General features: G+C 64.1%; 27 protein-coding genes. 19 read left to right on the forward strand and 8 right to left on the reverse strand.

Features of this window, described 5'->3' with window-relative positions:
* Nucleotides 1-3: 3 nt before the first annotated feature.
* Complete coding sequence (locus ACN2C8_RS08225; protein WP_419255356.1) at nt 4-984, reverse strand: NUDIX hydrolase; 981 nt, start codon at nt 982-984, stop codon at nt 4-6.
* Nucleotides 981-1,625 carry a YfbR-like 5'-deoxynucleotidase gene (locus ACN2C8_RS08230; protein ID WP_419255357.1) on the reverse strand — a complete coding sequence of 215 codons (645 nt, stop codon included), beginning with the start codon at nt 1,623-1,625 and terminating at the stop codon, nt 981-983. Before ACN2C8_RS08230 ends, ACN2C8_RS08225 begins: the two co-directional genes overlap by 4 nt.
* Nucleotides 1,626-1,731: 106 nt before the next feature.
* Between ACN2C8_RS08230 and ACN2C8_RS08235 the strand changes: the two genes are divergently transcribed.
* Together ACN2C8_RS08235 and ACN2C8_RS08240 are read left to right on the forward strand one after the other, a co-directional pair.
* A complete protein-coding gene (locus tag ACN2C8_RS08235; RefSeq protein ID WP_419255358.1) occupies nt 1,732-2,544 on the forward strand; it encodes a universal stress protein in 813 nt (270 codons plus the stop codon).
* A gap of 31 nt (nt 2,545-2,575) precedes the next feature.
* Nucleotides 2,576-2,953: a hypothetical protein gene (locus ACN2C8_RS08240; protein ID WP_419255359.1), complete on the forward strand. Its 378-nt coding sequence runs from the start codon at nt 2,576-2,578 to the stop codon at nt 2,951-2,953.
* Between the two features lie 2 nt (nt 2,954-2,955).
* Here ACN2C8_RS08240 and ACN2C8_RS08245 read toward each other — a convergent pair whose 3' ends face one another.
* The 4 genes from ACN2C8_RS08245 to ACN2C8_RS08260 form a co-directional block, all read right to left on the reverse strand.
* Complete coding sequence (locus tag ACN2C8_RS08245; protein WP_419255360.1) at nt 2,956-3,771, reverse strand: hypothetical protein; 816 nt, start codon at nt 3,769-3,771, stop codon at nt 2,956-2,958.
* Between the two features lie 71 nt (nt 3,772-3,842).
* Nucleotides 3,843-4,712, reverse strand: a complete 870-nt coding sequence (locus ACN2C8_RS08250; RefSeq protein WP_419255362.1) for an AAA family ATPase — start codon at nt 4,710-4,712, stop codon at nt 3,843-3,845.
* A gap of 120 nt (nt 4,713-4,832) precedes the next feature.
* Nucleotides 4,833-5,132 carry a hypothetical protein gene (locus tag ACN2C8_RS08255; RefSeq protein WP_419255364.1) on the reverse strand — a complete coding sequence of 100 codons (300 nt, stop codon included), beginning with the start codon at nt 5,130-5,132 and terminating at the stop codon, nt 4,833-4,835.
* Between the two features lie 72 nt (nt 5,133-5,204).
* Nucleotides 5,205-7,001 carry a tetratricopeptide repeat protein gene (locus ACN2C8_RS08260; RefSeq protein ID WP_419255365.1) on the reverse strand — a complete coding sequence of 599 codons (1,797 nt, stop codon included), beginning with the start codon at nt 6,999-7,001 and terminating at the stop codon, nt 5,205-5,207.
* Between the two features lie 187 nt (nt 7,002-7,188).
* On the opposite strand from ACN2C8_RS08260, the gene flbT reads away from it, so the two are divergent.
* From flbT to dusA, 12 genes are all read left to right on the forward strand, one after another.
* Nucleotides 7,189-7,614 (forward strand): flagellar biosynthesis repressor FlbT, encoded by a 426-nt coding sequence (gene flbT, locus ACN2C8_RS08265; RefSeq protein WP_419255367.1) that lies wholly within the window; start codon nt 7,189-7,191, stop codon nt 7,612-7,614.
* Complete coding sequence (gene flaF / locus ACN2C8_RS08270; protein ID WP_419255368.1) at nt 7,574-7,936, forward strand: flagellar biosynthesis regulator FlaF; 363 nt, start codon at nt 7,574-7,576, stop codon at nt 7,934-7,936. Before flbT ends, flaF begins: the two co-directional genes overlap by 41 nt.
* Nucleotides 7,937-8,170: 234 nt before the next feature.
* On the forward strand, nt 8,171-8,989 hold the full coding sequence (locus ACN2C8_RS08275; RefSeq protein WP_419255369.1) for a flagellin: 819 nt from the start codon (nt 8,171-8,173) through the stop codon (nt 8,987-8,989).
* Between the two features lie 267 nt (nt 8,990-9,256).
* The gene (locus tag ACN2C8_RS08280) at nt 9,257-10,078 is read left to right on the forward strand and encodes a flagellin (RefSeq protein ID WP_419255370.1); all 822 of its coding nucleotides are present in this window, start codon (nt 9,257-9,259) and stop codon (nt 10,076-10,078) included.
* A gap of 114 nt (nt 10,079-10,192) precedes the next feature.
* Nucleotides 10,193-10,504 (forward strand): hypothetical protein, encoded by a 312-nt coding sequence (locus ACN2C8_RS08285; protein WP_419255371.1) that lies wholly within the window; start codon nt 10,193-10,195, stop codon nt 10,502-10,504.
* Nucleotides 10,505-10,680: 176 nt separating this feature from the next.
* On the forward strand, nt 10,681-11,514 hold the full coding sequence (locus ACN2C8_RS08290) for a flagellin (protein WP_419255373.1): 834 nt from the start codon (nt 10,681-10,683) through the stop codon (nt 11,512-11,514).
* A gap of 89 nt (nt 11,515-11,603) precedes the next feature.
* Complete coding sequence (locus tag ACN2C8_RS08295; protein ID WP_419255374.1) at nt 11,604-12,158, forward strand: GNAT family N-acetyltransferase; 555 nt, start codon at nt 11,604-11,606, stop codon at nt 12,156-12,158.
* A 78-nt stretch (nt 12,159-12,236) separates the two neighbouring features.
* On the forward strand, nt 12,237-15,056 hold the full coding sequence (locus ACN2C8_RS08300; RefSeq protein ID WP_419255376.1) for a hypothetical protein: 2,820 nt from the start codon (nt 12,237-12,239) through the stop codon (nt 15,054-15,056).
* A gap of 47 nt (nt 15,057-15,103) precedes the next feature.
* Nucleotides 15,104-15,784, forward strand: a complete 681-nt coding sequence (locus ACN2C8_RS08305; protein WP_419255377.1) for a hypothetical protein — start codon at nt 15,104-15,106, stop codon at nt 15,782-15,784.
* A gap of 13 nt (nt 15,785-15,797) precedes the next feature.
* A complete protein-coding gene (locus ACN2C8_RS08310) occupies nt 15,798-16,193 on the forward strand; it encodes a hypothetical protein (RefSeq protein WP_419255379.1) in 396 nt (131 codons plus the stop codon).
* Between the two features lie 130 nt (nt 16,194-16,323).
* Nucleotides 16,324-16,833, forward strand: coding sequence for a single-stranded DNA-binding protein (gene ssb, locus ACN2C8_RS08315; RefSeq protein WP_419255380.1), 510 nt, complete (start codon nt 16,324-16,326; stop codon nt 16,831-16,833).
* A 137-nt stretch (nt 16,834-16,970) separates the two neighbouring features.
* Nucleotides 16,971-18,074 carry a tRNA dihydrouridine(20/20a) synthase DusA gene (gene dusA / locus ACN2C8_RS08320; protein ID WP_419255382.1) on the forward strand — a complete coding sequence of 368 codons (1,104 nt, stop codon included), beginning with the start codon at nt 16,971-16,973 and terminating at the stop codon, nt 18,072-18,074.
* Nucleotides 18,075-18,184: 110 nt separating this feature from the next.
* On the opposite strand, the gene ACN2C8_RS08325 is transcribed toward dusA, so the two are convergent.
* The gene (locus tag ACN2C8_RS08325; RefSeq protein ID WP_419255383.1) at nt 18,185-18,700 is read right to left on the reverse strand and encodes a TIGR02281 family clan AA aspartic protease; all 516 of its coding nucleotides are present in this window, start codon (nt 18,698-18,700) and stop codon (nt 18,185-18,187) included.
* Nucleotides 18,701-18,956: 256 nt separating this feature from the next.
* Here ACN2C8_RS08325 and ACN2C8_RS08330 point away from each other — a divergent pair, with 256 nt between their 5' ends.
* Nucleotides 18,957-19,289: a hypothetical protein gene (locus ACN2C8_RS08330; protein ID WP_419255384.1), complete on the forward strand. Its 333-nt coding sequence runs from the start codon at nt 18,957-18,959 to the stop codon at nt 19,287-19,289.
* Between the two features lie 3 nt (nt 19,290-19,292).
* On the opposite strand, the gene ACN2C8_RS08335 is transcribed toward ACN2C8_RS08330, so the two are convergent.
* On the reverse strand, nt 19,293-19,508 hold the full coding sequence (locus tag ACN2C8_RS08335) for a DUF1289 domain-containing protein (protein ID WP_419255386.1): 216 nt from the start codon (nt 19,506-19,508) through the stop codon (nt 19,293-19,295).
* A 79-nt stretch (nt 19,509-19,587) separates the two neighbouring features.
* On the opposite strand from ACN2C8_RS08335, the gene ACN2C8_RS08340 reads away from it, so the two are divergent.
* The 4 genes from ACN2C8_RS08340 (at nt 19,588) to ACN2C8_RS08355 (ending at nt 23,472) form a co-directional block, all read left to right on the forward strand.
* Nucleotides 19,588-19,914, forward strand: a complete 327-nt coding sequence (locus ACN2C8_RS08340; protein ID WP_419255388.1) for a hypothetical protein — start codon at nt 19,588-19,590, stop codon at nt 19,912-19,914.
* Nucleotides 19,915-19,961: 47 nt separating this feature from the next.
* Complete coding sequence (locus tag ACN2C8_RS08345; protein WP_419255390.1) at nt 19,962-20,843, forward strand: nicotinate-nucleotide--dimethylbenzimidazole phosphoribosyltransferase; 882 nt, start codon at nt 19,962-19,964, stop codon at nt 20,841-20,843.
* A gap of 133 nt (nt 20,844-20,976) precedes the next feature.
* Nucleotides 20,977-22,191, forward strand: a complete 1,215-nt coding sequence (locus tag ACN2C8_RS08350) for an acyl-CoA dehydrogenase family protein (RefSeq protein WP_419255392.1) — start codon at nt 20,977-20,979, stop codon at nt 22,189-22,191.
* 135 nt (nt 22,192-22,326) lie between these two features.
* Nucleotides 22,327-23,472, forward strand: a complete 1,146-nt coding sequence (locus ACN2C8_RS08355; RefSeq protein ID WP_419255394.1) for an acyl-CoA dehydrogenase family protein — start codon at nt 22,327-22,329, stop codon at nt 23,470-23,472.
* Nucleotides 23,473-23,810 lie beyond the last annotated feature (338 nt).

Genomic DNA, 23,810 nt, shown 5'->3' on the forward strand with positions numbered 1-23,810 from the left:
GGCTCAGTCCCGCAGCAGCGGCAGGCTGAGCCCGCTGGCCGGACGCGCCGTCAGCATCTCGCGGCGGAAGCGGAACAGTTCGGCCGGACGCCCGCCGGTCTCGGCGTCCAGGCGCCCCAGGCCTTCGACCAGTTCCTCGCGCTCGACCACGCGGCGGAAGTTCTGCTTGTGCAGCGGGACCCCGGCGATGGCCTCGACGGTGCGCTGCAGGGTCGAGAGGGTGAACTCGTCGGGGGTCAGTTCGAATACCACAGGGCGATATTTGATCTTGCCCCGCAGCCGCGACAGGCCCGTCGCCAGGATGCGGCGGTGATCGGAGATCATCGGCTCGCCCAGGGCCGCCGACAGGGCGGCGGGCTCGGCCGGATCGTCGCCGTCGGCCCGGGCCTGGTCGCGGGCGGCCTCGGGGGCCAGGCCGGCTTCGTAGAGCAGCTCGTAGCGCTCCAGAACCCGCTCCTCGTTCCACGGCGCGCCGTCCAGGGCGAAGGCCAGGCGGGCGCGGGACCACTTGCCCGCGTCATCGGCCGCCCAGCGCTTCAGGGCCGGGGCCAGCACGGAATCCAGCAGGGCGGGACGACCCTGGCGCCAGTCCTCCCAGGGGAAGAACCGCGACCACGGGGCCCAGACGGTGTCGGGGGCGTCGGTGTCGATGGCGTCAGGCGTCAGGCCCAGATAGCCGACGGAGACGACGCGCGCCGCGCCGGCCCCGACCTCGGCCCGGGGCGCGTCGCGGCCCTTGTCGCCAAAGGTGTAGAGCTGCTCGACATAGCCCAGCTGGAACCGGGTCTGCTCGGTGACGAAGGCCCGCAGGCCCAGTTCGAAGGTGCGGTGTCCCTCCGGGTCGAACGGGCCGAACGGCAGGCCGGGCAGGGGCGAGGCGACATCGGTGACAGCGTCATGCGGCCGAACGGTCAGGACCACGGCCTCGCCATCGCGGATGGCGACGACGACGGCCGAAAGCCCGATGACGACGGACGCTGTCATTCGGTCTCGAACGCGGCGTTGGGCGCGGATTCGAAACCGGCGGCCCGCGACAGCACATGGAAGCGCTGAACATAGTGGGCCTGGGCCTCGAACGGCGGCTGCGGCTTGATCAGCAGCTCGTAGCCGGCCGGCGGCGCGCCGAAGATGGCCAGCGATTCGGCGTGCTCGAACCCGGCCAGCTGGGTGGCCTCGAAGAAGGCGCAGGCCCGGTCGGCCTGCTTGAGCAGCTTCTTGATGGCCGGCGGCGTCTTGACCGGCAGACCAAAGCGGATGTGGATGGCGTCTTCCAGCCGGGCCTCGAAATCCTTGTAGCTGACGCCCAGCGCGGCCTTGAACGGGCTGATCATGTCGCCGATCACATATTCGGAGGCGTCATGCAGCAGGGCCGCAAGTCGCCACTTCGGCTCAAGGTCGGGCTTGATGTGGGCGGCGATCTCCTCGACCACCAGACTGTGCTGGGCGACCGAAAAGCCATGCTCGCCAATGGTCTGACCGTTCCAGCGGGCCACCCGGGCCAGGCCGTGGGCAATGTCCTCGATCTCGATGTCCATGGGCGACGGGTCAAGCAGGTCCAGCCTCCGGCCGGAGAGCATTCTCTGCCAAGCGCGGGGCGCCGCACCCCTATGCAGCCCTTTGGCCACGAGATCGTTCCTTACGGTGAAGGTGGACTGACTGACCCATCGGTTGACAAAGATCAATGATGGGTACCGCCTCACCTGTGGAAATGCGCTCCAAAGGAGTTCGATCATGAGTTGGGAAAGAATTATGGCTCCCCTGGCAGGAGCACAGGCCGACCGGGATCTCCTGGCGTCGGCGGCCACCCTGGCAAAGGCGTTCGAGGCGGAACTCGCCTGTGTTCACGCGCCGGCGGACATCGCCGACCTGATGCCCTGGATGGGCGAGGGCTTCATGGGCGGGGTGCAGGTCACCGCGCTGGAAAGCCTGAAGGAAGCCGCCGTGGAAGGCGCCCGCTCTGTCGCGGCTCTGGCGGCCGAGATCGGTTATTCGCGGACCCGTGTCATCAGCCTGGAATCGCCTGTCTGGGCGGGTCTGGCCATGGAAGGCCGCCTCTCGGACGTCATCGTTTTCGACAGCGCCTCGGCGCGCGGCAAGGGCCCCCTAGCCGAGGCGTTCCAGCAACTGGTCGCCGACGAGCAGCGCCCGATCATCGTCGCTCGGCCTGGCCTCAAGGTCGGCGGCGTCGCCGTGGTCGCCTGGGACGGCGGCAAGGAAGCCAGCCGGGCAATGCGCACCGCCTTGCCGCTGCTGCAAAAGGCTTCGTCGGTGATCGTCGCTGGCGCGCCCGGCGCATCGTCGCGCAATTTTGATCTTGCGCGGCTGGTCGAGTTTCTCAGCGTTCGCGGCGTCACTGCGACAAGCCAGACCCTGCCGGGAACCGGCGACGCTGCGGGGCTGTTGCTGGGGACGGCCCGCGAGGCCGGCGCCGATTTCCTGGTCGCTGGGGCCTTCGGACACCCGCGTCTGCAGGAGTTCATCTTCGGCGGCACGACCCGCAGCCTCCTGAACAGCGATGGTCCTTCGCTGTTCCTGTCGCACTAACCTGTCCGTCATTCCTTCAAGGGAGGCTTAAATGTCCCTGTCTCGCATCGTGATGCGCCTTGCCCGCAATCCTGGCACCGAGTTCGCCGGCGGCGACGATCATCGCGGCTACGCCCTGACCGCGCCCCTGACCGCCGACGGTCATCTTGACGAGGCCGCCTACGCCAAGAGCAAGGCGGCCTGCAGCGTCCGCCGTTTCACGCCCGATGAGGACGCCGTGGATGGCCTGCTGGCGCGCAAGGGAGCGCGCTGGTTTTTCGACTACGACAATTCAGATAGCGCCGATGACGAGCCGGTTCACCGGCTGGGTGAGCACAGGTTCGCCCTGGGCGAATATGTCACCGTGACCGACGAGGATGGCCGGCCCTTGACCTACAAGGTGATGGAGGTCGTTCCGGTCCCGGCCTGAGGTCAGCCGCCGACGTTGTGACGCACCAGGGCCTTCATGTCCTTGAACACGTCATGGTCGCCGGAATCGCGGTTCTTGGCCTTGATGGTGGCGACGGCGAGCGGGCCCCCCTTGGGTCCGCGCGCCTCGTAGCCGACCACGCGGTAGCCGCTGGGCGCCTTGTCACTGGCCAGGATCAGGGTCGAGCGGATCGAGTCGCCGCCCTTGCTGTGACGGATCTCGGCGCCGTCGTCACCGGCCCGGATGTTGACCGCGCCGTCTCCGGTCTCGCCGTCATCGGCAAAGATGCTGACCGTTTCCTTGCGGTCGTCGCCCTTCACCGTGACGTTCTTGTCGATCTTGACCTCGGAGGAGCCGCCTTCGTTGCTGTTGATCGTGATGTGGCCGATCTTGATGTCGGCCCCGTCGTCGCTCGCGTCGATCCGCAGGCCCGGCAGATGGATCCTGGTCTTGTTGCGCTCGGACTTTTCACCCGGCTTCTGGTCAGTCACCGGCTTCAGCGCGGGCATCAGCGCCTTGAGCTCGGTCTCGATGGGCGCCAGGGCGCCCTCGGCGTCGCCATTGTTCAGCGGCACCAGCTGCAGCAGGACATCGGCGTCGACGCCGGCATAGGCGCACGATAGACCGTCGGCCGCGGCGCTGACACGCTTCAGATCGCCCTGCCGTTCCGGACAATCAAGCTTGGAGATCGTCCGGACTGGATCGCGGCTAAGATGACGCTCGTGCTTTTCGGCCTTCACCGTTTCGCTGCGCTGACACCCCGCCAGCACCAGGGCGCTGGTGGCGGCCAACACAGCGATCCAAGTCGAATGACGCATGACCATCCCTCTGATTTGAGCGGGAAGGTGAGGGCCGTTGCGCTACTCGTCCAGTGAATTCCAGGTAAGGCCTACTGCCCTGGACGACCACCCGCGCCTTCACGTCGGGCCAGGAAGGCCAGGCGCTCGAACAGGTGGACATCCTGCTCGTTCTTGAGCAGGGCGCCATGCAGCGGCGGGATCAGCTTGGTCGGATCCTTCTCGCGCAGGATGCTCTCGTCAATGTCCTCGACCATCAGCAGCTTCAGCCAGTCCAGGAGTTCGGACGTCGAAGGCTTCTTCTTCAGGCCCGGAACCTTGCGCATGTCGTAGAAGATCCGCAGGGCCTCGGCGACGAGCTTCTGTTTGATGCCTGGATAGTGAACGTCGACGATCGCCTGCATCGTCGCCTCCTCGGGGAAGCGGATGTAGTGGAAGAAACAGCGGCGCAGGAAAGCGTCCGGCAGTTCCTTCTCGTTGTTGGAGGTGATGATGATGATCGGGCGAACCTTGGCCGAGATCGTCTCGCCGGTCTCGTAGACATAGAACTCCATCCGATCCAGCTCTTGCAGCAGATCGTTTGGGAATTCGATGTCGGCCTTGTCGATCTCGTCGATCAGCAGGACGGGGCGCACGGGCGCCTCGAACGCCTCCCAGAGCTTGCCCTTCTTGATGTAATTCCGGACGTCCTTGACGCGCTCTTCGCCCAGCTGGCTGTCGCGCAGGCGGGTGACAGCGTCATATTCGTAGAGGCCTTGGTGAGCCTTTGTCGTGGACTTGATGTGCCAGGTCAGCAGTGGCGCGCCCATGGCCTTGGCGACCTCGTAGGCCAGAACGGTCTTGCCGGTGCCGGGTTCGCCCTTGATCAGAAGTGGACGCTCAAGCGCCACGGCGGCGTTGACCGCGACCTTGAGGTCCTCGGTTGCCACATAGTCGGAAGTGCCTTCGAAGCGCTGTCGCATACCCACCCTCTGCCGGATCGATCCGGTCTCGAACAAGTGTTCAAAACAAGCGTCCAAACTACCGGGCGGCGCGCGCTTGGCAAGAGCGTGCGGAATTGAAACCAAATGACGAGGCGGTTTCTATGAGGCTTCACGCCCGGGAAGCGTGTCGAGGGGTTCGCGCTCGACGTTCAGGCCTTCGTCGTCGCGCGCCCCTTCGATTTCATCTTCGAGGTCGGCCAGCTCGGTATCGTCGAGGACGTCGAAGTCTTCTTCGATCTCACTCTCATCGGCGTCGCCATCGGCCTGGGTGACATCATAGACGTCGGCGAGCTCGTCGAAATTGGCGATATCCTCGCCGTCGGGTGTCAGATGAGTTTCATCCAGAACCTCGGCGGTGTCTTGCGCGTCGGGAGCGTCGTCGATGTCCAGCTCAGCCATGGGGAATCTCCAGAAACAGCGAGGCCATGCGCCTGCCGCCCTGAAACAATCCCGCCGCAGTCGCAGCGTTCCCTAGCCGGGATAGGTTTCCGCCAGCGTGTGAGCCACGTCCTGCATCGTGGGCGACCAGTCGTAATAGTCCGACGAGGAGAAGCAGCGGATCTGCGGGTACCAAGGCAGGCTTTCCGTGCCGAGGCGGGTCCAGGAAGCCGCGCCGCTGATCTGCCAGACATTGGCCCCGCAGGCGCCGGCCAGGTTGATGGTCGCATTCGAGAAGCCGATAATCAGATCCATGGCGCAGCACAGCGCGGCGACGTCATCGAGATCCTTCTTCAGATCGATGCCTTCGGGCTGCCAGATATCCACCCCGAACTCAGCCTTGGCGTAGGCGATCTCTTCATCGCAGTCGCCGTACTGCAGATTGACGAAGGTGACACCGGGCGTTTCAAGGATCGGGCGCCACAGGTCGAAGGGCGAGAATTGGCGCGCCCTCTCGCCATTCAGCTTGAGGCTCTTCCAGAGCAAGCCGACCTTGGGGCCCTTGGGCGCGGCTTCGAGTTGCTTGCGCCAATGGGCGACGCGCTCGGGATCCGCCACCAGGAAGTTGGGGCGCTTTGGGAACGACTCCACCGACGGGCGCAGCACCGGCAGCAGTGAGCCGATCGGAGCCCACTGGTCGATCTTGCTCCAGTCGGAGATGTGGGGCGCCGTGCGACGCACGCGACCTTCAAAGGTCACCGTTCGGTGTGCGGTGACCTCGGTGCTGGGAAAAGAGCGCTGAAAAAGCGGGATCAGGCGTTGCTCGACGGCGATCGACAGCGCGCCTTCGGGGCCGATGGCGTCCAGGACGTCGGGCAACATGTTGGCGAACATCACTTCGTCGCCAAGACCCTGTTCGGCACAGATCATCATGTGCTTGCCTGCCAAGGGCTGGTCAGCCGACCAACGCGGTGCGTCGATCAGGAAACGCGGCGCGTCGGACAGGTCGGGCGAGAAGCGCGACTCGTAGGCATCCCAACCTTCGCTGACGCGGCCCAGGCAGAGAAGAATCGTCGACCTGGCAAACTGCATCATGGCCAAGTCTTCAGCAGAGTCGACGTGAGCAATGGCCGCCTCACAATCCTCGAGGGCGCCCGGGACATCGCCCAGATCAAGGCGGGCATAGGCCCGGTTGTGATAGCCCTTGCCAAAATCGGGGGCGAGGCGAAGCGCTTCGTCGAAGAAGGTGAGGGCCTGCTGACCATCGCCCAGGCTGCACATCACGGTGCCCAGGGTGTTCCAGAGGATCGGCTGGCTCTGATCGGCCATGATGGTTGGCCGAAGAATGTCGATGGCTTCGGAGCATTGATTGAGGTCGCGAAGGGCGCAGGCCAGATTGTTGGTCGCTTCCACGCAGTCGGGGCGGGCCAACCGGTAGTGCGCGAAGAACTTCGCCGCCAGTTCCGGCATGTCCATACGATAGGCCAGTCGCCCAAGGTCGCCCGCGACGGGGCCGTGGTCCGGCAACAACTGCAGCGCCGCCTCGTAGGCGCGCATCGAGGAGACAAAGTCGCCGTTCTTTTCGCGGGCGATGGCCAGGACGTGCCAGGCGACGCCTTGCCGCTCATCCTTTTCCAGCACTTCCAGCGCCAGCGAATCCGCTTTCTGGAAGTCGCGTGAGTGGATCGCCGCAATCGCCTGACCAAGCAGACGGGCTGTTTCGCGGTTTTTGAGCTCGCTGGCGGCGCGGTCGAGCCTTGCGAGGGCCTCGAGCGAGGCAGAATCACCCATGGTCGTTCCAGCGATTCCTCGCTGGACGATCGCCGCCGCAGTGATCTCCTGCTGGGCCAGCGTGCTGCCGGAACCCTCGAGGGCGCGTTTGCGGGACATTAGGTAAGCCTTGCGGATTTGGAGTTAACCATCCTGTGAGGCAGTATGTTTAACTGAGTCCTAAGCTGCGGCTCACGGTCGCAGGGTCAGCAAGACAGCGTTAACCCGACCCGGCCTAACTTTATCTCGACCCGCCGATCCTGGCGGACCGGGCTGCCGTGGCGATTGCAAAGAGGAGCGGCATAACGTGCCTTTGAAGCTTTCGCTGAAGCCCGGCGAGAAGTTCGTGTTGAACGGTGCGGTGGTCCAGAATGGCGACCGTCGCGGCGTTCTCGTGCTCCAGAACAAAGCCTCCGTCCTTCGGGAAAAGGATATCATGCAGCCGGATCAGGTGACGACGCCATCGCGTCGCATCTACTTCCCCGTCATGATGATGTACCTGGAAGAAAGTGTCGCGGAACGGTTCTACGAGGACTTTGCCACGCGCCTGAACGAGTTCATGAGTGTGGTGCGCAACCCGGCCGTGCTGGCCGATTGCATCGCGATCTCAAAGCACGTCATGGCGCGCGAATACTATAAAGCGCTCATGTTGAGCCGAAAATTGATCGAGTACGAAGACGAGAGGTTGGGGCATGTCTCTTCGAGCCTATCAGCAGGCGGCGACGAGGGCTGAAAATCCGCGTGAGCTGGAGTATCGCCTTTTCGGGCAGGTGACGCGCGCCCTTATGGACGCGTCGCAGGCTCCAGAGGACGATATCGCAAAGCGGATCGACGCACTCGACTGGAATCGCCGGGTTTGGTCGGCGATGGCCACCGACTGCTCGCTGCCCGAAAATTCGCTCGCGCCCGAACTGCGCGCAAGCATCATTTCACTCAGCCTTTGGGTCGGTCGCCACTCCAGCGCGGTCATGCGCAAGGAGGAGGATTTTGAGCCGCTGATCGATATCAACCGCACGATCATGCAAGGCCTGGCGGGACGCGTCGAGGGCGCCTGAACCATCAGGCGCCAATTGCCCAGCTCATTTAGGTAGTTCCTGCCGCCCGGCGAATGTTGCATTCGTCGGGCGGTTTCGTTTCCGGATCAATTCCATAAAAAACTTATAAAAATCATAGGCTTAGATTTGGACGCCATGGTGCGTCCAGCTGGCCCGCCCCTTGCGATGGTTACCGTAGGCAAAACGCCCAGCCGGCTCGCGCCGGAGAAATCCGACCAAAACGGTAGGTGACCTATGATGAACTCAATCAACACCAATGCTGGTGCGCTCATCGCACTGCAAAACCTCAACTCGACCAACTCGGAGCTTGCAACAACCCAAGGCCGCATCAACACCGGCAAGAAGGTCGCCAACGCCAAAGACAATGGCGCGATCTGGTCGATGTCCAAGCTGCAGAGCAGCAATTCGAGTTCGTTGAATGCCGTGAAGGATTCCCTCCAGCGCGGTCAGTCGACGATCGATGTTGCACTCGCAGCTGGCGATACGATCACTGATCTGCTCAGCAAGATGAAGGAAAAGGCCCTGGCCGCTTCCGACACCTCGCTGAACACCGCGAGCTTCAATGCCCTGAAGGCAGACTTCGAGTCGCTGCGTGATCAAATCACCAAGGCGGCCACGAATGCCACGTTCAACGGCGTCAGCATCGCTGACGGCACGACGGCGGCTCTGACCTTCCTGGCAAATGCCGATGGCGTCGGTTTCACCGTTACCGCCAAGACGCTGTCCCTTACCGGCATTGGCCTGGCGGCCGGTTCGACCTTCACCGACGCGGCTACGGCCAAGACGATGATTGCCACGATCACGACTGCTCTCACCACCGCGACCAACAAGCTGTCGTCGCTGGGCACCAATTCTGTCGGTCTGGACACGCACCTGACCTTCATTGGTAAGCTGCAAGACAGCCTGGAAGCGGGCGTGGGCAATCTGGTCGACGCGGATCTGGCGAAGGAAAGCGCCAAGCTCCAGTCGCTGCAAACCAAGCAGCAACTGGGTGTGCAGGCGCTGTCGATCGCGAACCAGACGCCGCAATCGATCTTGTCGCTGTTCAAGTGATCTGACACGCCGGACGACCTTCGGGTCGTCCGGCGCCTCCTTTACCCGGCGCCTAGTGCCCGGCAATAATTGCCTGCGACCAGAGACCCCCGGCAGCTTCTGCCGGGGGTCTCTGTCGTAAACAGAACTATAACGCAAACTTTTCAATGGCTTGTAGGATCTTGCCGGGTCGGCAGCTTTGGCCCGGTCATTGCTTCCTAGGCTCCAGAGCAAAATGCTCCCGACTGTCAAAATGACGTCGGCCTGCCTTGAAAAGGATCCTTCGTAATGGCGATGAACAGCATCAATACGAACGCCGGCGCGCTGATTGCGCTGCAAAACCTGAACTCCACCAATTCGGAACTGGCGACCGTCCAGCAGCGCATCAACACCGGCAAGAAGGTGGCCAGCGCCAAGGACAACGGCGCCATCTGGGCGACCGCCAAGAACCAGTCTTCTATGGCGTCGTCGTTGAACTCGGTTAAGGACTCGCTGCAGCGCGGTCAGTCGACCATCGACGTGGCCCTGGCCGCCGGCGACACCATCACCGACCTGCTGGGCAAGATGAAGGAAAAGGCCTTGGCCGCTTCCGACACTTCGCTCAACACTGCCAGCTTCAACGCCTTGAAGGCCGACTTTGAATCCCTGCGCGATCAGGTGACCAAGGCCGCCACGAACGCGAAGTTCAATGGCGTCAGCATCGCCGACGGCACCACCACCAAGCTGACCTTCCTGGCCAACTCGGATGGTTCGGGCTTCACGGTCACCGCCAAGACCCTGTCGCTGGTCGGCCTGGGCCTGACGGCGGCGTCCAGCTTCACTGACGCCGCCACCGCCAAGACCATGATCACCACGGTGAGCACGGCCCTGGGCACCGCGACCAACAAGCTCGCCTCGCTGGGCACCAGCTCGGTTGGCCTGGACACCCACCTGACCTTCGTCGGCAAGCTGCAGGACAGCCTCGACTCCGGCGTGGGCAATCTGGTCGATGCTGACCTGGCCAAGGAAAGCGCCAAGCTGCAGTCGCTGCAGACCAAGCAGCAGCTGGGTGTGCAGGCGCTGTCGATCGCGAACCAAGCTTCGTCGTCCATCCTGAGCCTGTTCCGCTAACGAACAGAGGAGGCGGGTCCACCCTGGGCCCGCCTCCGTCTCTTTCAGGCTTGAAGGCGAGGAGAACCCGCACCACCAGAGGACGCCGCCGCGTAGGCGATGGCGCAAGGAGAGATGGAAACCAAAGCCGCTCTGTCGGCCGTCGCAGCCGATCCGGTCCCTTCGGGGCAATATTCTATTGTGACCGCCCCGGAGCCATCCGCGGGCGCTGTTGTCGTTTCCGAATCGCGCGCTGATTCGGCCGAGCCTCAGCCGGGCGACCTCCGCCTGGTGATCGAGCAGGACGAGGACAGCGGGGCCTTTATCTACAAGACCGTGGATCGCCGAACGGGTGAAACCCTGCAGATCCTGCCGCGGGAAGACGTGCTGAAACTCAAGCACGCCGCCAATTATGATCCAGGCGACGTTTACGACGGCCTGACCTAACGCGCCTCAGGCGCGTGCTTTCACCCTGCGGCGCACCGTCGCGGGGATAGCTCGTTATGGTTTATTTCCGTTAACCATAACCTTACCTTCTGATCTTAGGGTTGGCTCCGTGAGGGCTCGCTCGCTGAAAAGCGCGCGAACCAAACCCGGAAAAAATTTCCGATCGGAGGCCGCGAATGTCGCTCAGCGTCAACACCAATCAGCCCGCGCTGATCGCTCTGCAGAATCTGAACAAGACCAACGACGACATGCAGGGTGTACAAACCCGCATCAATACGGGTCTGACAGTTTCAAGCGCCAAGGATAACGCGGCGGTCTGGTCGATTGCCCAGGAACAGCGCGCGGATATGAACGCGCTTTCGGCCGTCAAGATGAGCCTGGATCGAGCGACCTCCGTCGCCGATGTCGCTCTGGCTGCGGGCGAATCGATCTCGGATCTGCTCAGCCTGATGCGCGAGAAGGTCGTGGCGGCCAAGGACACGTCGCTCACCACCAAGTCTCGCCAGGCTCTGAATGCCGACTTCCAGGGACTGGTCAAGAATCTCAGTCAGGTTCTGTCTAGCGCCAGCTTCGATGGCGCCAACCTCCTGAACGGCAGCCTGAGTGTTGATGTCTCATTCCTGGCGGACGCCGACGCCGCTACGGCGATCACGCTAAACCTGCAGAATCTGTCGCTGGGCGGGACGATCAACACCCTCACCGCCACCGACGACATCCTGGATGTCACCAACGCCACCAGCGTCCTGACCCGCCTTGACGCCACCATGGGCGCGGTGAACCAGGCCGTCGGCAATATCGGTACCCAGGCCAAGCAGATCGAGGCTCACCATAGCTTCGTTTCCCGCCTGTCGGACGTCCTGGAAACCGGTGTGGGCAACCTGGTCGACGCAGACCTGGCCAAGGAAAGCGCTCGCTTGCAGGCCCTGCAGGTAAAGCAACAGTTGGGCGCCCAGGCGCTCTCCATCGCCAACTCGGCGCCGCAGATCATTCTGAAGCTCTTCAACGGCTAGCCCTGAGGCGCAGACTTCGTGTCAGCGCCCTAGTCCATCGGCAGCGCGCAAGGTACGCTTTGAGAAGGTGTCAGGGGGAATCGGCCGGGATGATCGACCTTCGCGGTTTACAGGATCAGGATGAGGGCGTGCTGTTTCAGTGGCGCTCGGAACCTGAAGTCGATCGCTGGATGTCGGACGCCGCTTTCCCCAGCCGCGACGCCCATGCCGCCTGGTTTGACGGCCTTCGCAACGATCCTGACATGCGCGGCTGGATGATCACGCGAGCAGGCACGCCTGCGGGCCTTTTGACCCTCTCTGGCTTGCTGAGTCATCACCGCCGGGCGAGTTGGAACTGGTTTCTGGGCTCGGCCGAGGCCAGAGGCCGCGGCGTCGGCCGCGCCGCCCAGGTGCTGGGGCTTGATCGCGCTTTCGGAGAGCTTGGCCTGCACAAGGTTTTTGCTGAGGTGATGGCCGACAATGACGCCGCGCTGAAGGCTCAGGTCGCGACCGGATTTCGGCGTGAAGGCTATCTGCGGGGGCATGTTCTCAAGAACGGCATTGCCCGCGATGTCGTGCTGCTGGGCATCATGGCCTCGGAGTGGGGTCAGTTGCGCGAAGCGGCGCGTCGCGGCTTGACCGAAGCGCACCTAATCGCCGCGTAACCAAAGGCCTTAACGAGTTTTCAGCGTTACGCGTTCAAATATAAGCGGGGCGCTCCGCGCGCCCCGACAGGACCCGCCGTGATCACCTTCGATACCAGCGCACTGCTCGGCTACTATCAGGCTCGCACGGGCCAGCTGAACGGCGCGTCGGCGACGGTGAGCTCCCCTTCGAAATCCAAGGCCGTTGTGCCCACGGCGCCGTGGATGTCCGGCTCGACCGAGCCCAGCGCCTTGGTCAAGGCCGCCTTGAGCGGCCGAAAGTTCGTCGATGAGGCCGGCAACGCGTCCAGCCTCAAGGGCGCAAGCGGCGACTACAAGAAGCTTTTCGCCACCTATCAGGCGCTCAACACCCTTTCAGCGATCGCAGCGCGGGCAGCCGAGAAAGGTGTCAGCGAGAGCGAACTCAAGAGGCTGCAGACCGCCCTGACCAAGGGACTGTCGGAAGTCACCAGCTACACCCAGAACATGAGCCTGGATCAGGGGCGCCTGACGCCAGGCGCGGTGATGGCCACCGACCGTTCGACCGTGGGCGTGCCCAAGAGCGTCTACAGCTACATCACCGACACGATCTACAGTGGCCAGTCCGACGACGAAGTGCCCAAGTTCCAGGGCAATGTCAGCTTCGACCTGTCCGTCAAGAAGTTCGGCGCCACTACAAACGTGACCATGGACCTGTCGCAAATGGGCGCAACGCCCAGGACGATGTCCAACGTCGTCAGTTTCATGAACGGCAAGCTCAAGGCCGAGGGCTTCGAGACCAGCTTTGCCGTTGAGCGCAAGGTCGGCGAGACCCGAACGGTGCAGGTCAATGGTCAGCCGGTGACGCTGCCCGCGACCGGCGACGACTTCGCCCTGCGGGTGAAGGGCGACTCGACTGAGCAACTGACCTTCACCGCCACGGCGGCGTCGCCTGCCGTCTACATCACGACCGCCGCCGGCAATCCAGATCCGGACAAGGACACCAAGACCGACGACGCAGTCATCGAGAATACCCTGACCAAGTACAGCGCCGCCGGAGGCGGGCAGCCTGGCGGCAAGGTCTTCTCCGAGACCCTGCAGGGCACGATATCCAGCGTTCGCAAGACGGTGTCGGCCTCCGACGGTTCGATCTACATGCTGGCCGACGTCACCAAGGATGTGAACGGCCAGGTGATCAAGGGCGACCAGGACGTCGCGCTTCTCAAATACGATTCGGCCGGCCACCTTCTGTATGCCCGCAGCCTGGGCGCCACGGACTCGGCGAGCGGCCTGAACCTGGCAGTCGCTGATGACGGCAGTGTGGCTGTCGCCGGCTCGGTGACAGGCCGGCTGCAAGGCGCTGTTGATGGGCCGATCAATTCCGACGCCACCTCGGGCAAGACCGACAGCTTCGTCACGCGCTACGACGCCAAGGGCGACGAACAGTGGACGGTACGGCGCGGCGCCATGCTGGAAGACGAGGCGACAGCGGTCGCTTTCGGCTCCGACGGCATCCTCTATGTCGGCGGGCGATCCAAGTCCGATCTGCCAGGTTCAACGGCTGCCGCCGGCGGCGAGTACGACTCCTATCTGACGGCCTTCGCCACAGATCTGAACGGAGGCCCCAAGGCTCTGTTCACCCAGAAGTTCGGCACCGCCGAGAATGACTCCGTCTCGGACATCGTCGTGAACGGCTCTCAGGTGGTCGTGGGCGGCAAGGAAAACGGCAACGCCATTCTGCGCAGCTTCACCGTAGCCCCGACCATCGTCACCGAGAACGCCACTTCGGTCACGTCTGCGGGCGTGACGGTCACGACGCCCGTTACCTACACCAAGGCCGCCACGCTTTCAGAGGGCGCGGTGCGCGATCTGGGCTCCCTGAAGGGCGGCGAGATGGTCGGGCTGAAGATCGATGGCGGCCAGCTTTACGTGGGCGGTCATACGTCGAATGGCGCGCTGAGCCTTGGCAATACCACGACCAGCGCATCGGGGGGTTCGGATGGCTTTGTGGGCCGCCTGTCGCTTGATCTGACGGACACCAGCGCCGACACGCTGGCCTATTATGGCGGTACGGGCGACGACACTGTGACCGGAATGGCGGTCTCAAACGGCTCGGCGTGGCTTGTGGGCGCGGCGGGCAAGGATCTCGAAGGTCAGACGACCGTCGGGGAGAAGGATGGCTATGTCGCGCAGATCGACGTCGCCACGGGCGCGGTGTCCTGGTCGCAGCGGCTGACCGGCAAGGACGGCTATGCGAAGCCGACCTCTATCGCGGTCGACCAGGCTGGCTCCAGCAGTCTCGACGCCTTTGGCCTGCCCAAGGGCAATATGGATTTTAGCCAGTCGGAGCGCCTGGTCTCCGCGACGGCCGCCCGCGCGGGGGATACTTTCCAGATCCGCACCCGGGAGCGCGGTACCCTGACGACGATTACCATCGACGCCAAGGACACGCTGGAAACCCTGGCCGACAAGATCAAGCGCGCCTCGGGCTTCCGGGCCAAGGTCGATATGTCCAGCGACGGCAATGCCCGCAAGCTGAAGATCAGTCCCGCCTATGCGACCTCAACGATCGAGGTCCTGGCGGGGAAGGGCGGCACTGACGTGCTTCAGGCCCTGGGTCTGGCCGCCGGCGTTGTTCGCAACACCAAGGTCGAGAGCGGCAAGACGGTTTCGGCCGATGGCGGCGGCCCGGTGTTTGGCCTGCAACTGCCGCCCGAACTGGACCTGTCAGACGAGGTGGGTCGCAAGAACGCCTCGTCGGTGATCACGCGCTCTATGTCGTCCGTGCGCACCGCCTATCGCGAAATTGCCGACATCGCGATGGGGATCGACAGCAGCGCCGCCGCCACCTCGGGCAAGACCGGGGGCACGGTGCCGGCCTATCTCAAGAACCAGATTTCGAATTATCAGGCTGCCCTGAACCGTTTGACGGGCGGATAGGCCCTGTGGCGCTTGAAAGCGCCATCATCGCGTCGTAGCCAGTGTTTATGGAACTTCTGAAAGACCGACGCATCGTTCTGGCGGGCGGCGCCGCGCTGGCGCTCCTGGCGGGTCTCGGCATCGCCATCGTGCTGCTGGGCGGCAAGGACAAGTCGACGGAACCGCCTCCGGCCTCCCGCGCCGGCCTGATTGTCGAGACGGGACGAGCCGACGACACCAAGCTGGACCCGGCGCGGCCGCTACGCTGTTTCGTCGGTGGCCAGTTCGTCGGCGAGACCACCCTGGCCGAATGCGCCAAGAAGAATGGCGTCGCCACAGGCGCTCTGGATGTCGGTGTCGACGAGACCGGCGCCCTTGCCGCCGCCGATCAGGCCGGCACGGTTCTGACACCGCTGCCGCCGCCGACCATCGAGGCCCCGCCGCCATCGGCCGTAACGCCAGGCCCCGCGCCTTTGCCGGCCGCGACCGCTTCCAGCGCACCGTTGGCGGCCTGTTGGCGCTATGCCGGCGCCGAGTGGCGTCGTCTTCCGGGTGACATCACCCTGAACGCCTGCGCCCAGACCCTGTTCGCCGGACGCTGCGAGCGACCGGGCGGGGCTACCTACGGTCGCTGGGGCGAGGAAACCCTGCGGCTGGTTCCAGGCCGTGTTGAAGCATCGTTCGACAATCGTTCCTTCCACACCGTGATCGACCAGGGACCGAACTGCTCGATCCCGGCCGCCGGCTAAGACGAGTACCGCCATGCGCCGTCCGATCCTGATTGCAGCCGCCGTCGCCGCCGCAGGTCTTGCCCTGACCGCGTGCGAAAAGCAGATCAAGGCCCCCTTCGAGAAGGGCGTCTGCTTCCATGTTGCGACCAACAAGGACAAGACGCTGCGTTTCAATCCCGTTGAGCGCAATGTTGCGTCCATGGAGCAGTGCGCCGCGACCCTCGAAGGGATGCGCATTCGTTTTGTGCGCATGGGCAGCCCTAACCGGAACCTCACGGGGTCGTATCAGGGCAGCTTCATCTTCCTGGAAAAGGAAGGGATCTATCTGGGCCAGACCTATGACGGAGCGCGCTTCATGTCGCTGGTTCGTACCGGAGACGGCCGTCTGGCGGTGCCGGGTGCGATCCGCCAGGCGCCGGCGCAATAACACCATTCGCCCGAAACGTCCGCCGTCCACAAGAACGTATTGAGAACAAATTGAGTTGACCGCGTCACTCCATTAACGTCTTGATCGGATTCCGGCGCGCAGGTCGCCGGGCGAGAACAAGGTCGAAACGATGGCGGGCAGCGTCAACAAGGTCATTCTGGTGGGCAACCTCGGGGCCGATCCCGAAATCCGCAGCCTGGGTTCCGGTGACCGCGTCGCCAATCTGCGCATCGCCACCTCGGAAAGCTGGCGCGATCGCACCTCCGGCGAGCGCAAGGAAAAGACCGAGTGGCACCGGGTCGTGATCTTCAACGACAATCTGGTGAAGGTAGCTGAGCAGTATCTGCGCAAGGGCTCGACGGTCTATATCGAGGGCGCGATCCAGACCCGCAAATGGACCGACAATACCGGCGCCGAAAAGTATTCCACCGAGATCGTGCTGCAGAAGTTCCGGGGTGAACTGACCATGCTGGGCGGTCGCGCCGACGGCGCAGGCGCCTCGTCGGGCGGTGGCGATGACGGCTACTCCAGCGGCGGCGGCGGTGGCGGTGGCGGCTATGGTGGCGGCGCGCCGCGCAGCCAGCCTAGCGGCCCGCGCGAGAGCTTCTCGGCCGACCTCGACGACGAGATCCCTTTCTAGAGTCGAATAGGGCTCAGACTGTAAACAGACGGCCGGTTTCCCTTGGAGCCGGCCGTTTCTCTTTGCGCCTTCTGCACTACGCGGCCTGTCACGCTCCGAATCTGGTCGATCGCGACACGGGTTCGGCTGGTGTAAGAATGGCCGGCAAGGGTCAGGAAAGATGGTGTATCAGGTCGCGCCCTCGCACCTGTGCCGTCGGACAAGTTTTGAAATCACCGAGAATGAAGTCGCTTCAACCGCATAGATTCTCCGTCGCCCCGATGATGGACTGGAGCGATCGGCATTGCCGCTCGTTGCACCGGGCCCTGTCGAGCCGGGCGCTGCTCTATTCGGAGATGGTGACCAGCGGCGCCGTCGTGCATGGCGACCGCGAGAAGCTTTTGGGTTTCGACGCCGGGCAACATCCCGTGGCGCTGCAACTGGGCGGATCCGACCCCGCTGAACTGGCGCTGGCGGCGCGGATCGGCGAGGACTTCGGTTACGACGAGATCAATCTGAACGTCGGCTGCCCCTCTGACCGGGTGCAAAGCGGCCGGTTCGGCGCCTGTCTGATGCGCGAGCCGCAACTGGTGGCCGAGTGCATGGCGGCGATCAGCGATGCGGTGTCGGTTCCGGCCACGGTGAAGTGCCGCATCGGCGTCGACGATCAGGATTCCGAGGAAAGCCTGTTCGCCCTGGTCGACGCCAGCGCCGCAGCGGGCGTCGGCAGTTTCGTGGTGCACGCCCGCAAGGCCTGGCTCAAGGGGCTTTCGCCCAAGGAAAACCGCGACATTCCCCCGCTGGACTACGAGCTGGTCTATCGGCTCAAGCGCGAACGCCCGCAGTTGACGATCGTGATCAATGGCGGGGTCACTGACCTGGACGCGGTCGAAGCCCATCTGGCCCATGTCGATGGGGTGATGCTGGGGCGGTCGGCCTATCACGAGCCTGGCCTGTTGGGCCAGGTGGACCGGCGCGTGTTCGGCGAGGCCGGCGCCGATGTGTCCGAGTTCGAGGCCGTTGAGCGCTTCAAGCCCTACATCGCCGAGAAGCTGGCGGCGGGCGTCCATCTGGCGGCGATGAGCCGGCACATGCTGGGCCTGTTCCACGGCCTGCCGGGCGCGCGGGCGTGGCGCCGGATCCTGACGGTCGAGGGCGTGCCGGCCGGCGCCGGTCTGGAGGTGGTCGATCGCGCCCTGGACGCGGTGCGTCAGGCGATGGAAGCGCGAGAAGCCCGGTTCGCCGCGAGCGCTTCGGCCTAGGGCGTTTTCCGATAAGTGTGAAACGGTTATCGGATCGAAAAACGCTCTAAACTTCTGATTTGGAGCCCTTTTCGCCCGACCCTGATGAAACCATCAGGTCCGAAAGGGCTCTAGGGGTGCAGGATCAGCGCGCGGGGCGTGGCCTCGAACCGCGACAGGCGGCCCAGATAGCTCATGCCCAGCAGCGAGGTTTCCAGGCCTTTCTCGATGACCAGGGCGTCAACGTCGCGCACGCGGGCGCCGGCGATGGCCACGCTGGCCAGCTTCACCGACGCGGCGCGCGTGCGGCCGTCGGCGGTGATGACGGTGTAGTCGTAGGTCAGCTTGTCGGTGTCGATGCCCAGGCGCCTGGCGTCGGCTAGGCTCAGCGAAACGGCGGTAGCGCCGGTGTCGACCAGGAACCGCACGGCCTTGCCGTCGACCGCGGCCTCGGCCCAGAAGTGTCCGTCGGCGCCCTTGGTGAGTTGGGCCGCACCATCCGGGCCGCCGAGCGTGGCGCTGGCCGCCGTGGGCGCGCGCAGCTCAGGGTGACGCAGGTCGTCTAGAGACACCACGGCCTTGGCGGCTCCCACTGCCGAGAGCGCTCCCACCATCGCGATCGCCGCGAACTTCAACATCGAAGGCACCCCGCCTTGAAAGGCTTTGTGACCGTTTTCTTCGGCCGTTGAAGGAGACCCTAGAGCGAAAGGCGTTTGCAACCGGTGAATCGGATCAATGATTTATTGCATATAGTTAATTATGGCGTAACGATGATTGTCGTTTAGCAATAAATACTGTGATTAAACTCGTGTAATGAAATACCTGTCCTCGAATTAACTTCAGCTATGTTCTGTCCGGCAGTATCCATCGCCCCGCGAAAAGTTGCTTATCGAGGGAACGCAAATGAAGTCGATTATCATCACCGTCGCTATCGCGGCTTCGGCGCTGACGGGCGTCGCCCATGCCGGATCGAAGGTTTCCGACAACCAGTTCCTGCAAGCGGCGCGCTGTCGCGGCCTCGCGTCGTCGGAAGGGCTGGGTCGGCTCGATACCGCCGCCATCGACCTGATGCTACGCACGGAAGGTCAGACGCGAACCTTGGCGGTCAAGACGTCAGCCAACAACAAGATCAACGCCGCCCAGGCGCAGGGCGACGAGGCTGAGGGCGCCAAGAAGGAAAAGCTGCTGGCTGAACGCCAGGACGACTGCGCCGGCTGGCTGCAGGGCGGCCAGTAGGGTTCAGATCTGGGCAGCCATCAGGCTGGCTGCGGGATCCGGACGATCGGGGAGGGCGGCCATGATCTCGGCCCTCTCCTGATCGCTTAGCCGGCCCCAGCCGGCGATTTCCGACAGGGTGCGGCGGCAGCCCAGGCAAAAGCCTGTGCGACCATCCACGGCGCAGACCTTCAGGCACGGTGTGGCGATCGGGCGGGGGGGAGCGGCGGTCGAGTCCATGACCAATTGTCTCCGGTTCGCGTGCGCGGCGCAACGCCCGACGCGAGCGGGGGCTTCGATCTTCATTCGGGAGAGACCTATGAACATCGCTCGTTTCGCTTGCGCCGTCCTGGCCTTGGCGGCGGCCACGCCAGTCCTGGCCGGGCCCCGCTTGACCGATAGCCAGTTCATCCAGGCCTCGCGCTGTCAGGCCCTGGCAAAGGCTTCCAGTCTGGGCTCGAGCAACGCCGCCGCGTTCGGCGTTCTGATCAAGGCACAGCGCCAGGGGCGGGCCGACCACATCATCGACAAGGCCTCGGAGGCGATGAGCACGGCGAGTGGTCAGGCCCGACGGGCCGATGAGGCTGCCAAGGCCGGCCTGATCGCTGAGCGCGATGGTTCTTGCCAGGCCTTGCTGGCCCGCTAGACGCCAGCCACTTTACAAGACCGGACGCGGGCGCCAAAGCCCGCGCCATGACCGCTTCACCGTTCGACGACATTCGCGCCCTGGCTTCCGCTCCCCCGGCAGCCGGCGCCGCGCCCGCCCTGGATCAGTCCGACCGGCTGGCGGAGATCTCGTCCTGGCTCACCGCCTGGACGGGCAAGACGCCGCCCGCCGTGAACCGGCCGGTGGTGGCGCTGTACGCCGGCGCCCGCCAGGGCGTGGGTCCTCGCGGCTATGCCCGCGACCGGCTCGAAGCCGTGGCGTCTGGCGGCGCGACCGTTTGCCGGCTGGCGGGCGCGCAGGGCGCGGGTCTGGAAGCCTTCGATCTGGCCGTGGACCGCCCGACGCCCAACGCCGTCGACAAGGCCGCGATGAGCGAGAAGGAATGCGCCGCGACCATGGCGTTTGGCATGGAGGCCCTGGCCAAGCAGCCCGACCTGCTGGTTCCCGGGGTGATCGCCGCTGAAACCGACATGATCGCGTCCTGTATGGCCTTGGCCCTGTTCGGCGGCGAGGCCAGCGACTGGACGGATGCGCCGGATCTGGTCGTGGCCGCTGTCGAGCGCGTCCGCGAGGACGGCGGACTTGATGATCCGCTTCAGGTGCTGCGCCAGCTGGGTGGCCGCGAGACCGCCGCTGTCGCCGGCGCGATCCTGGCCGCTCGCATTCAGAAAATTCCGGTGCTGTTGGATGGCTATGCGGCCTGCGCCGCCGCCGCCGTCCTTCATCGCATCGACCCTGAGCTGCTGGACCATTGTATCGCCGCCCATGTCGGTGCGGCAAAGGGGCATGCCCGACTGCTGGCGGCCCTCGACAAGCGGCCGCTTCTGGCGCTCGATATCGTCGACGAGGAAGGGGTGGGCGGCGCCAGCGCGCTCGCCCTCGTCAAGCTGGCTTGCGAGGCCCGTTAGGGTTCTAACTGAACGCGGATCATATTCGCTTCCGTTGACGCTAACGTCATCTTTCCAAACGTCCGTTCGACATCTATCGTGTCTCACAGATCAATCGGCCCCTCATCAAAGAGGCCGAAACCGGGAGCCCGCCATGAACCTCGACTTTTCGCCCGAAGACGTCGCCTTCCGCGACGAAGTCCGCGCCTTCATCGCTGAGAACTATCCGGCCGGCCTGCGTGAAAAGCAGGAAGAGGGCGAGGAGATGGCCAAGGAAGACTTCCTGGCCTGGCACCGCGTTCTGGCCGACAAGGGCTGGGTCGCCCCGGCCTGGCCCGAGAAGGTCGGCGGTCCCGGCTGGACCTCGGTTCAGCGCTATATCTGGTCCGAAGAGACCGCCCGCGCCGACTGCGTGCCGATCCTGCCCTTCGGCATCAACATGGTCGGGCCGGTGATCTACACCTTCGCCACGCCCGAGCAGAAAGAGCGGTTCCTGCCGCAGACCCTGTCGGGCGACATCTGGTGGTGCCAGGGCTATTCCGAGCCGGGCGCGGGTTCTGACCTCGCCAGCCTCAAGACTAAGGCCGAGCGCTTCACCGGCGACGACGGCAAGGAATACTACCTGGTCAATGGCCAGAAGACCTGGACCACCCTGGCCCAGCACGCCGACTGGATCTTCTGCTTGGTCCGCACCAACCCGACCGCCAAGATCCAGGAGGGCATTTCCTTCCTGCTGATCGACATGAAGTCGCCGGGCGTCACTGTCCGTCCGATCATCACCCTGGGTGGCGAGCACGAGGTCAACGAAGTCTGGCTTGAGAACGTCAAGGTGCCGGTCGAAAACCGCATCTTTGAAGAGAACAAGGGCTGGACCTGCGCCAAGTTCCTTCTGGCCCACGAACGCTCCGGCATCGCCGGCGTCGCCCGCTCCAAGCGTGGCATCGAGCGCATCCGCGCCATCGCCTCGACCGAACTTTCGGATGACGGCGAGGCGCTGCTGCAGGACCCGGTGTTCAAGCGCAAGGTCGCCGAGCTGGAGATCGATCTGACGGCTCTGGAATTCACCGAACTGCGCACCCTGGCGGGCGAAGCGTCCGGCAAGGGCCCTGGTCCTGAGTCCAGCGTTCTGAAGATCAAGGGCACGGAAATCCAGCAGCGGATCACCGAGCTGGTTCTGGAGGCCGCTGGCCACTATGGCTCGCCGTACTTCCGGGGCTTCCCGAACGACGGCGACAATGCGCATCCTATCGGTCCGGACTTCAGCCATCGCGCGGCGCCGACCTATTTTAACGTCCGCAAGACCTCGATCTATGGCGGCTCGAACGAGATCCAGCGCAATATCATCGCCAAGATGGTGCTGGGCCTCTAGCAACTGTCATCCCGGGCGCGCCGAATGCGCGTCCGGGACCGCCCAATTCACAAACCTTGCAGGTCCCGGTTCTTCCACTCGCCTCCGCGGGTGTGCTGGCCGGGATGACAAAGAAAAACGACGGGAAACCCTGGGATGGATTTCAACTTCACCGAAGAGCAGTCGATGGTTCGCGACACGGTCGCGAGCTTCCTGCAGGACAACTACGATTTCGACACACGCCGCAAGACCATCGCTTCCGAGAGCGGTTGGCGCGCCGACCACTGGAAGGCCTTTGCCGAAGAGCTCGGCATTCTGGGCGCAGCGTTCAGTGAAGACCTGGGCGGTCTGGGCGGCGGCGCCATCGACAACATGATCATCATGGAAGAGTTCGGCAAAGCGCTGGTCATTGAGCCCTATCTCGGCTCGGTGGTGATCGGCGGCGGCTTCATGAAGCACTCGGGCTACGCCCACGCAGCCTCGGTCATCGAGGGCATCGTCGGCGGCACGACCACCATCGCCTTCGCCTATGCCGAACCCCAGGGGCGCTACACCTGGCGTGACCTGAAGACGACCGCCAAGAAGGACGGCTCGGGCTATGTCCTGAACGGCCACAAGGCCGTCGTGGTCGGCGCGCCGTTCGCCAGCCACCTGATCGTCACGGCCCGTACGGGCGGCGCCCAGCGCGACGCCGGCGGCGTGTCGGTATTCCTGGTCGACAAGAGCCTGCCGGGCATCGTCACCCGCGACTATCCCACCGTGGATGGCGGCCGCGCCTCGGAAGTCTATTTCGAGAACGTGTCGATCCCGGCCGACGCCCTGATCGGCGCCGAGGGCGAGGGCCTGCCGCTGGTCGACAAGATCATGGACGAGGCAACCGCCGCCGTCGGCGCCGAGGCTGTCGGCGTGCTGCGCAAGATGCATGAGAACACGCTCGACTACGCCAAGCAGCGCAAGCAGTTCGGCACCGCCATCGCCAACTTCCAGGTCCTGCAGCACCGCATGGTCGACATGTTCATCAATGTCGAGCAGGCCGTGTCGATGACCTACATGGCCACCATCAAGATCGATGAAGACGCTGAAACCCGCGCCAAGGCCGTGTCGTCGATGAAGGTCCAGATTGGCCGCGCCTGCAAGTTCGTGGGCCAGAACGCCATCCAGATCCACGGCGGCATGGGCATGACCGACGAACTGGCCATCGGTCACTATTTCAAGCGCGCCTCGATCATCGAGGGCCTGTTCGGCTCGGTGGATCACCACCTCAAGCGCTACGAAACTCTGTCGTTCAACGCTGCCGCCTAGCGTTTTGGGCGGTGACGCCCACGGAATAACGACCTGAAATCCGGAAAGCCGCCTGCGTCACGCCGACGCGGGCGGTTTTTCTTTGCGCGGTCGCAGTTTCCGGCGTCGAGGCCAGGCGCTCGGCGCTCAGGATGCGCAGGCGGACACGCGCCAGCGAGGAAGCCAGGCCGTGCGGGGCGTGTGCGCCGCTGAGGTAAAAAAATGACCGTATACGGAGTTAAACCGCGACCGGCGCCGGCATCGAAAAACGGCATGTTCCGTGCCCTGATATGATCAGTTTACGGATTAAAGCCGCTTGCGATTCGCCCGGTTTGGCGCATGCTTTCCCTCGACGCGCT

The sequence above is a fragment of the Caulobacter sp. ErkDOM-C genome (assembly GCF_048541825.1).
GTDB lineage: Bacteria > Pseudomonadota > Alphaproteobacteria > Caulobacterales > Caulobacteraceae > Caulobacter.

What these genes read in the sequence shown, in the direction of transcription:
- ACN2C8_RS08225 (WP_419255356.1), bottom strand. Translation starts at nt 984, where the DNA reads ATGACAGCGTCCGTCGTCATCGGGCTTTCGGCCGTCGTCGTCGCCATC.
- ACN2C8_RS08235 (WP_419255358.1), top strand. Translation starts at nt 1,732, where the DNA reads ATGAGTTGGGAAAGAATTATGGCTCCCCTGGCAGGAGCACAGGCCGAC.
- ACN2C8_RS08240 (WP_419255359.1), top strand. Translation starts at nt 2,576, where the DNA reads ATGTCCCTGTCTCGCATCGTGATGCGCCTTGCCCGCAATCCTGGCACC.
- ACN2C8_RS08245 (WP_419255360.1), bottom strand. Translation starts at nt 3,771, where the DNA reads ATGCGTCATTCGACTTGGATCGCTGTGTTGGCCGCCACCAGCGCCCTG.
- ACN2C8_RS08250 (WP_419255362.1), bottom strand. Translation starts at nt 4,712, where the DNA reads ATGCGACAGCGCTTCGAAGGCACTTCCGACTATGTGGCAACCGAGGAC.
- ACN2C8_RS08255 (WP_419255364.1), bottom strand. Translation starts at nt 5,132, where the DNA reads ATGGCTGAGCTGGACATCGACGACGCTCCCGACGCGCAAGACACCGCC.
- ACN2C8_RS08260 (WP_419255365.1), bottom strand. Translation starts at nt 7,001, where the DNA reads ATGTCCCGCAAACGCGCCCTCGAGGGTTCCGGCAGCACGCTGGCCCAG.
- flaF (WP_419255368.1), top strand. Translation starts at nt 7,574, where the DNA reads ATGTCTCTTCGAGCCTATCAGCAGGCGGCGACGAGGGCTGAAAATCCG.
- ACN2C8_RS08275 (WP_419255369.1), top strand. Translation starts at nt 8,171, where the DNA reads ATGATGAACTCAATCAACACCAATGCTGGTGCGCTCATCGCACTGCAA.
- ACN2C8_RS08280 (WP_419255370.1), top strand. Translation starts at nt 9,257, where the DNA reads ATGGCGATGAACAGCATCAATACGAACGCCGGCGCGCTGATTGCGCTG.
- ACN2C8_RS08285 (WP_419255371.1), top strand. Translation starts at nt 10,193, where the DNA reads ATGGAAACCAAAGCCGCTCTGTCGGCCGTCGCAGCCGATCCGGTCCCT.
- ACN2C8_RS08290 (WP_419255373.1), top strand. Translation starts at nt 10,681, where the DNA reads ATGTCGCTCAGCGTCAACACCAATCAGCCCGCGCTGATCGCTCTGCAG.
- ACN2C8_RS08295 (WP_419255374.1), top strand. Translation starts at nt 11,604, where the DNA reads ATGATCGACCTTCGCGGTTTACAGGATCAGGATGAGGGCGTGCTGTTT.
- ACN2C8_RS08305 (WP_419255377.1), top strand. Translation starts at nt 15,104, where the DNA reads ATGGAACTTCTGAAAGACCGACGCATCGTTCTGGCGGGCGGCGCCGCG.
- ACN2C8_RS08310 (WP_419255379.1), top strand. Translation starts at nt 15,798, where the DNA reads ATGCGCCGTCCGATCCTGATTGCAGCCGCCGTCGCCGCCGCAGGTCTT.
- ssb (WP_419255380.1), top strand. Translation starts at nt 16,324, where the DNA reads ATGGCGGGCAGCGTCAACAAGGTCATTCTGGTGGGCAACCTCGGGGCC.
- dusA (WP_419255382.1), top strand. Translation starts at nt 16,971, where the DNA reads ATGGCCGGCAAGGGTCAGGAAAGATGGTGTATCAGGTCGCGCCCTCGC.
- ACN2C8_RS08330 (WP_419255384.1), top strand. Translation starts at nt 18,957, where the DNA reads ATGAAGTCGATTATCATCACCGTCGCTATCGCGGCTTCGGCGCTGACG.
- ACN2C8_RS08335 (WP_419255386.1), bottom strand. Translation starts at nt 19,508, where the DNA reads ATGGACTCGACCGCCGCTCCCCCCCGCCCGATCGCCACACCGTGCCTG.
- ACN2C8_RS08340 (WP_419255388.1), top strand. Translation starts at nt 19,588, where the DNA reads ATGAACATCGCTCGTTTCGCTTGCGCCGTCCTGGCCTTGGCGGCGGCC.
- ACN2C8_RS08345 (WP_419255390.1), top strand. Translation starts at nt 19,962, where the DNA reads ATGACCGCTTCACCGTTCGACGACATTCGCGCCCTGGCTTCCGCTCCC.
- ACN2C8_RS08350 (WP_419255392.1), top strand. Translation starts at nt 20,977, where the DNA reads ATGAACCTCGACTTTTCGCCCGAAGACGTCGCCTTCCGCGACGAAGTC.
- ACN2C8_RS08355 (WP_419255394.1), top strand. Translation starts at nt 22,327, where the DNA reads ATGGATTTCAACTTCACCGAAGAGCAGTCGATGGTTCGCGACACGGTC.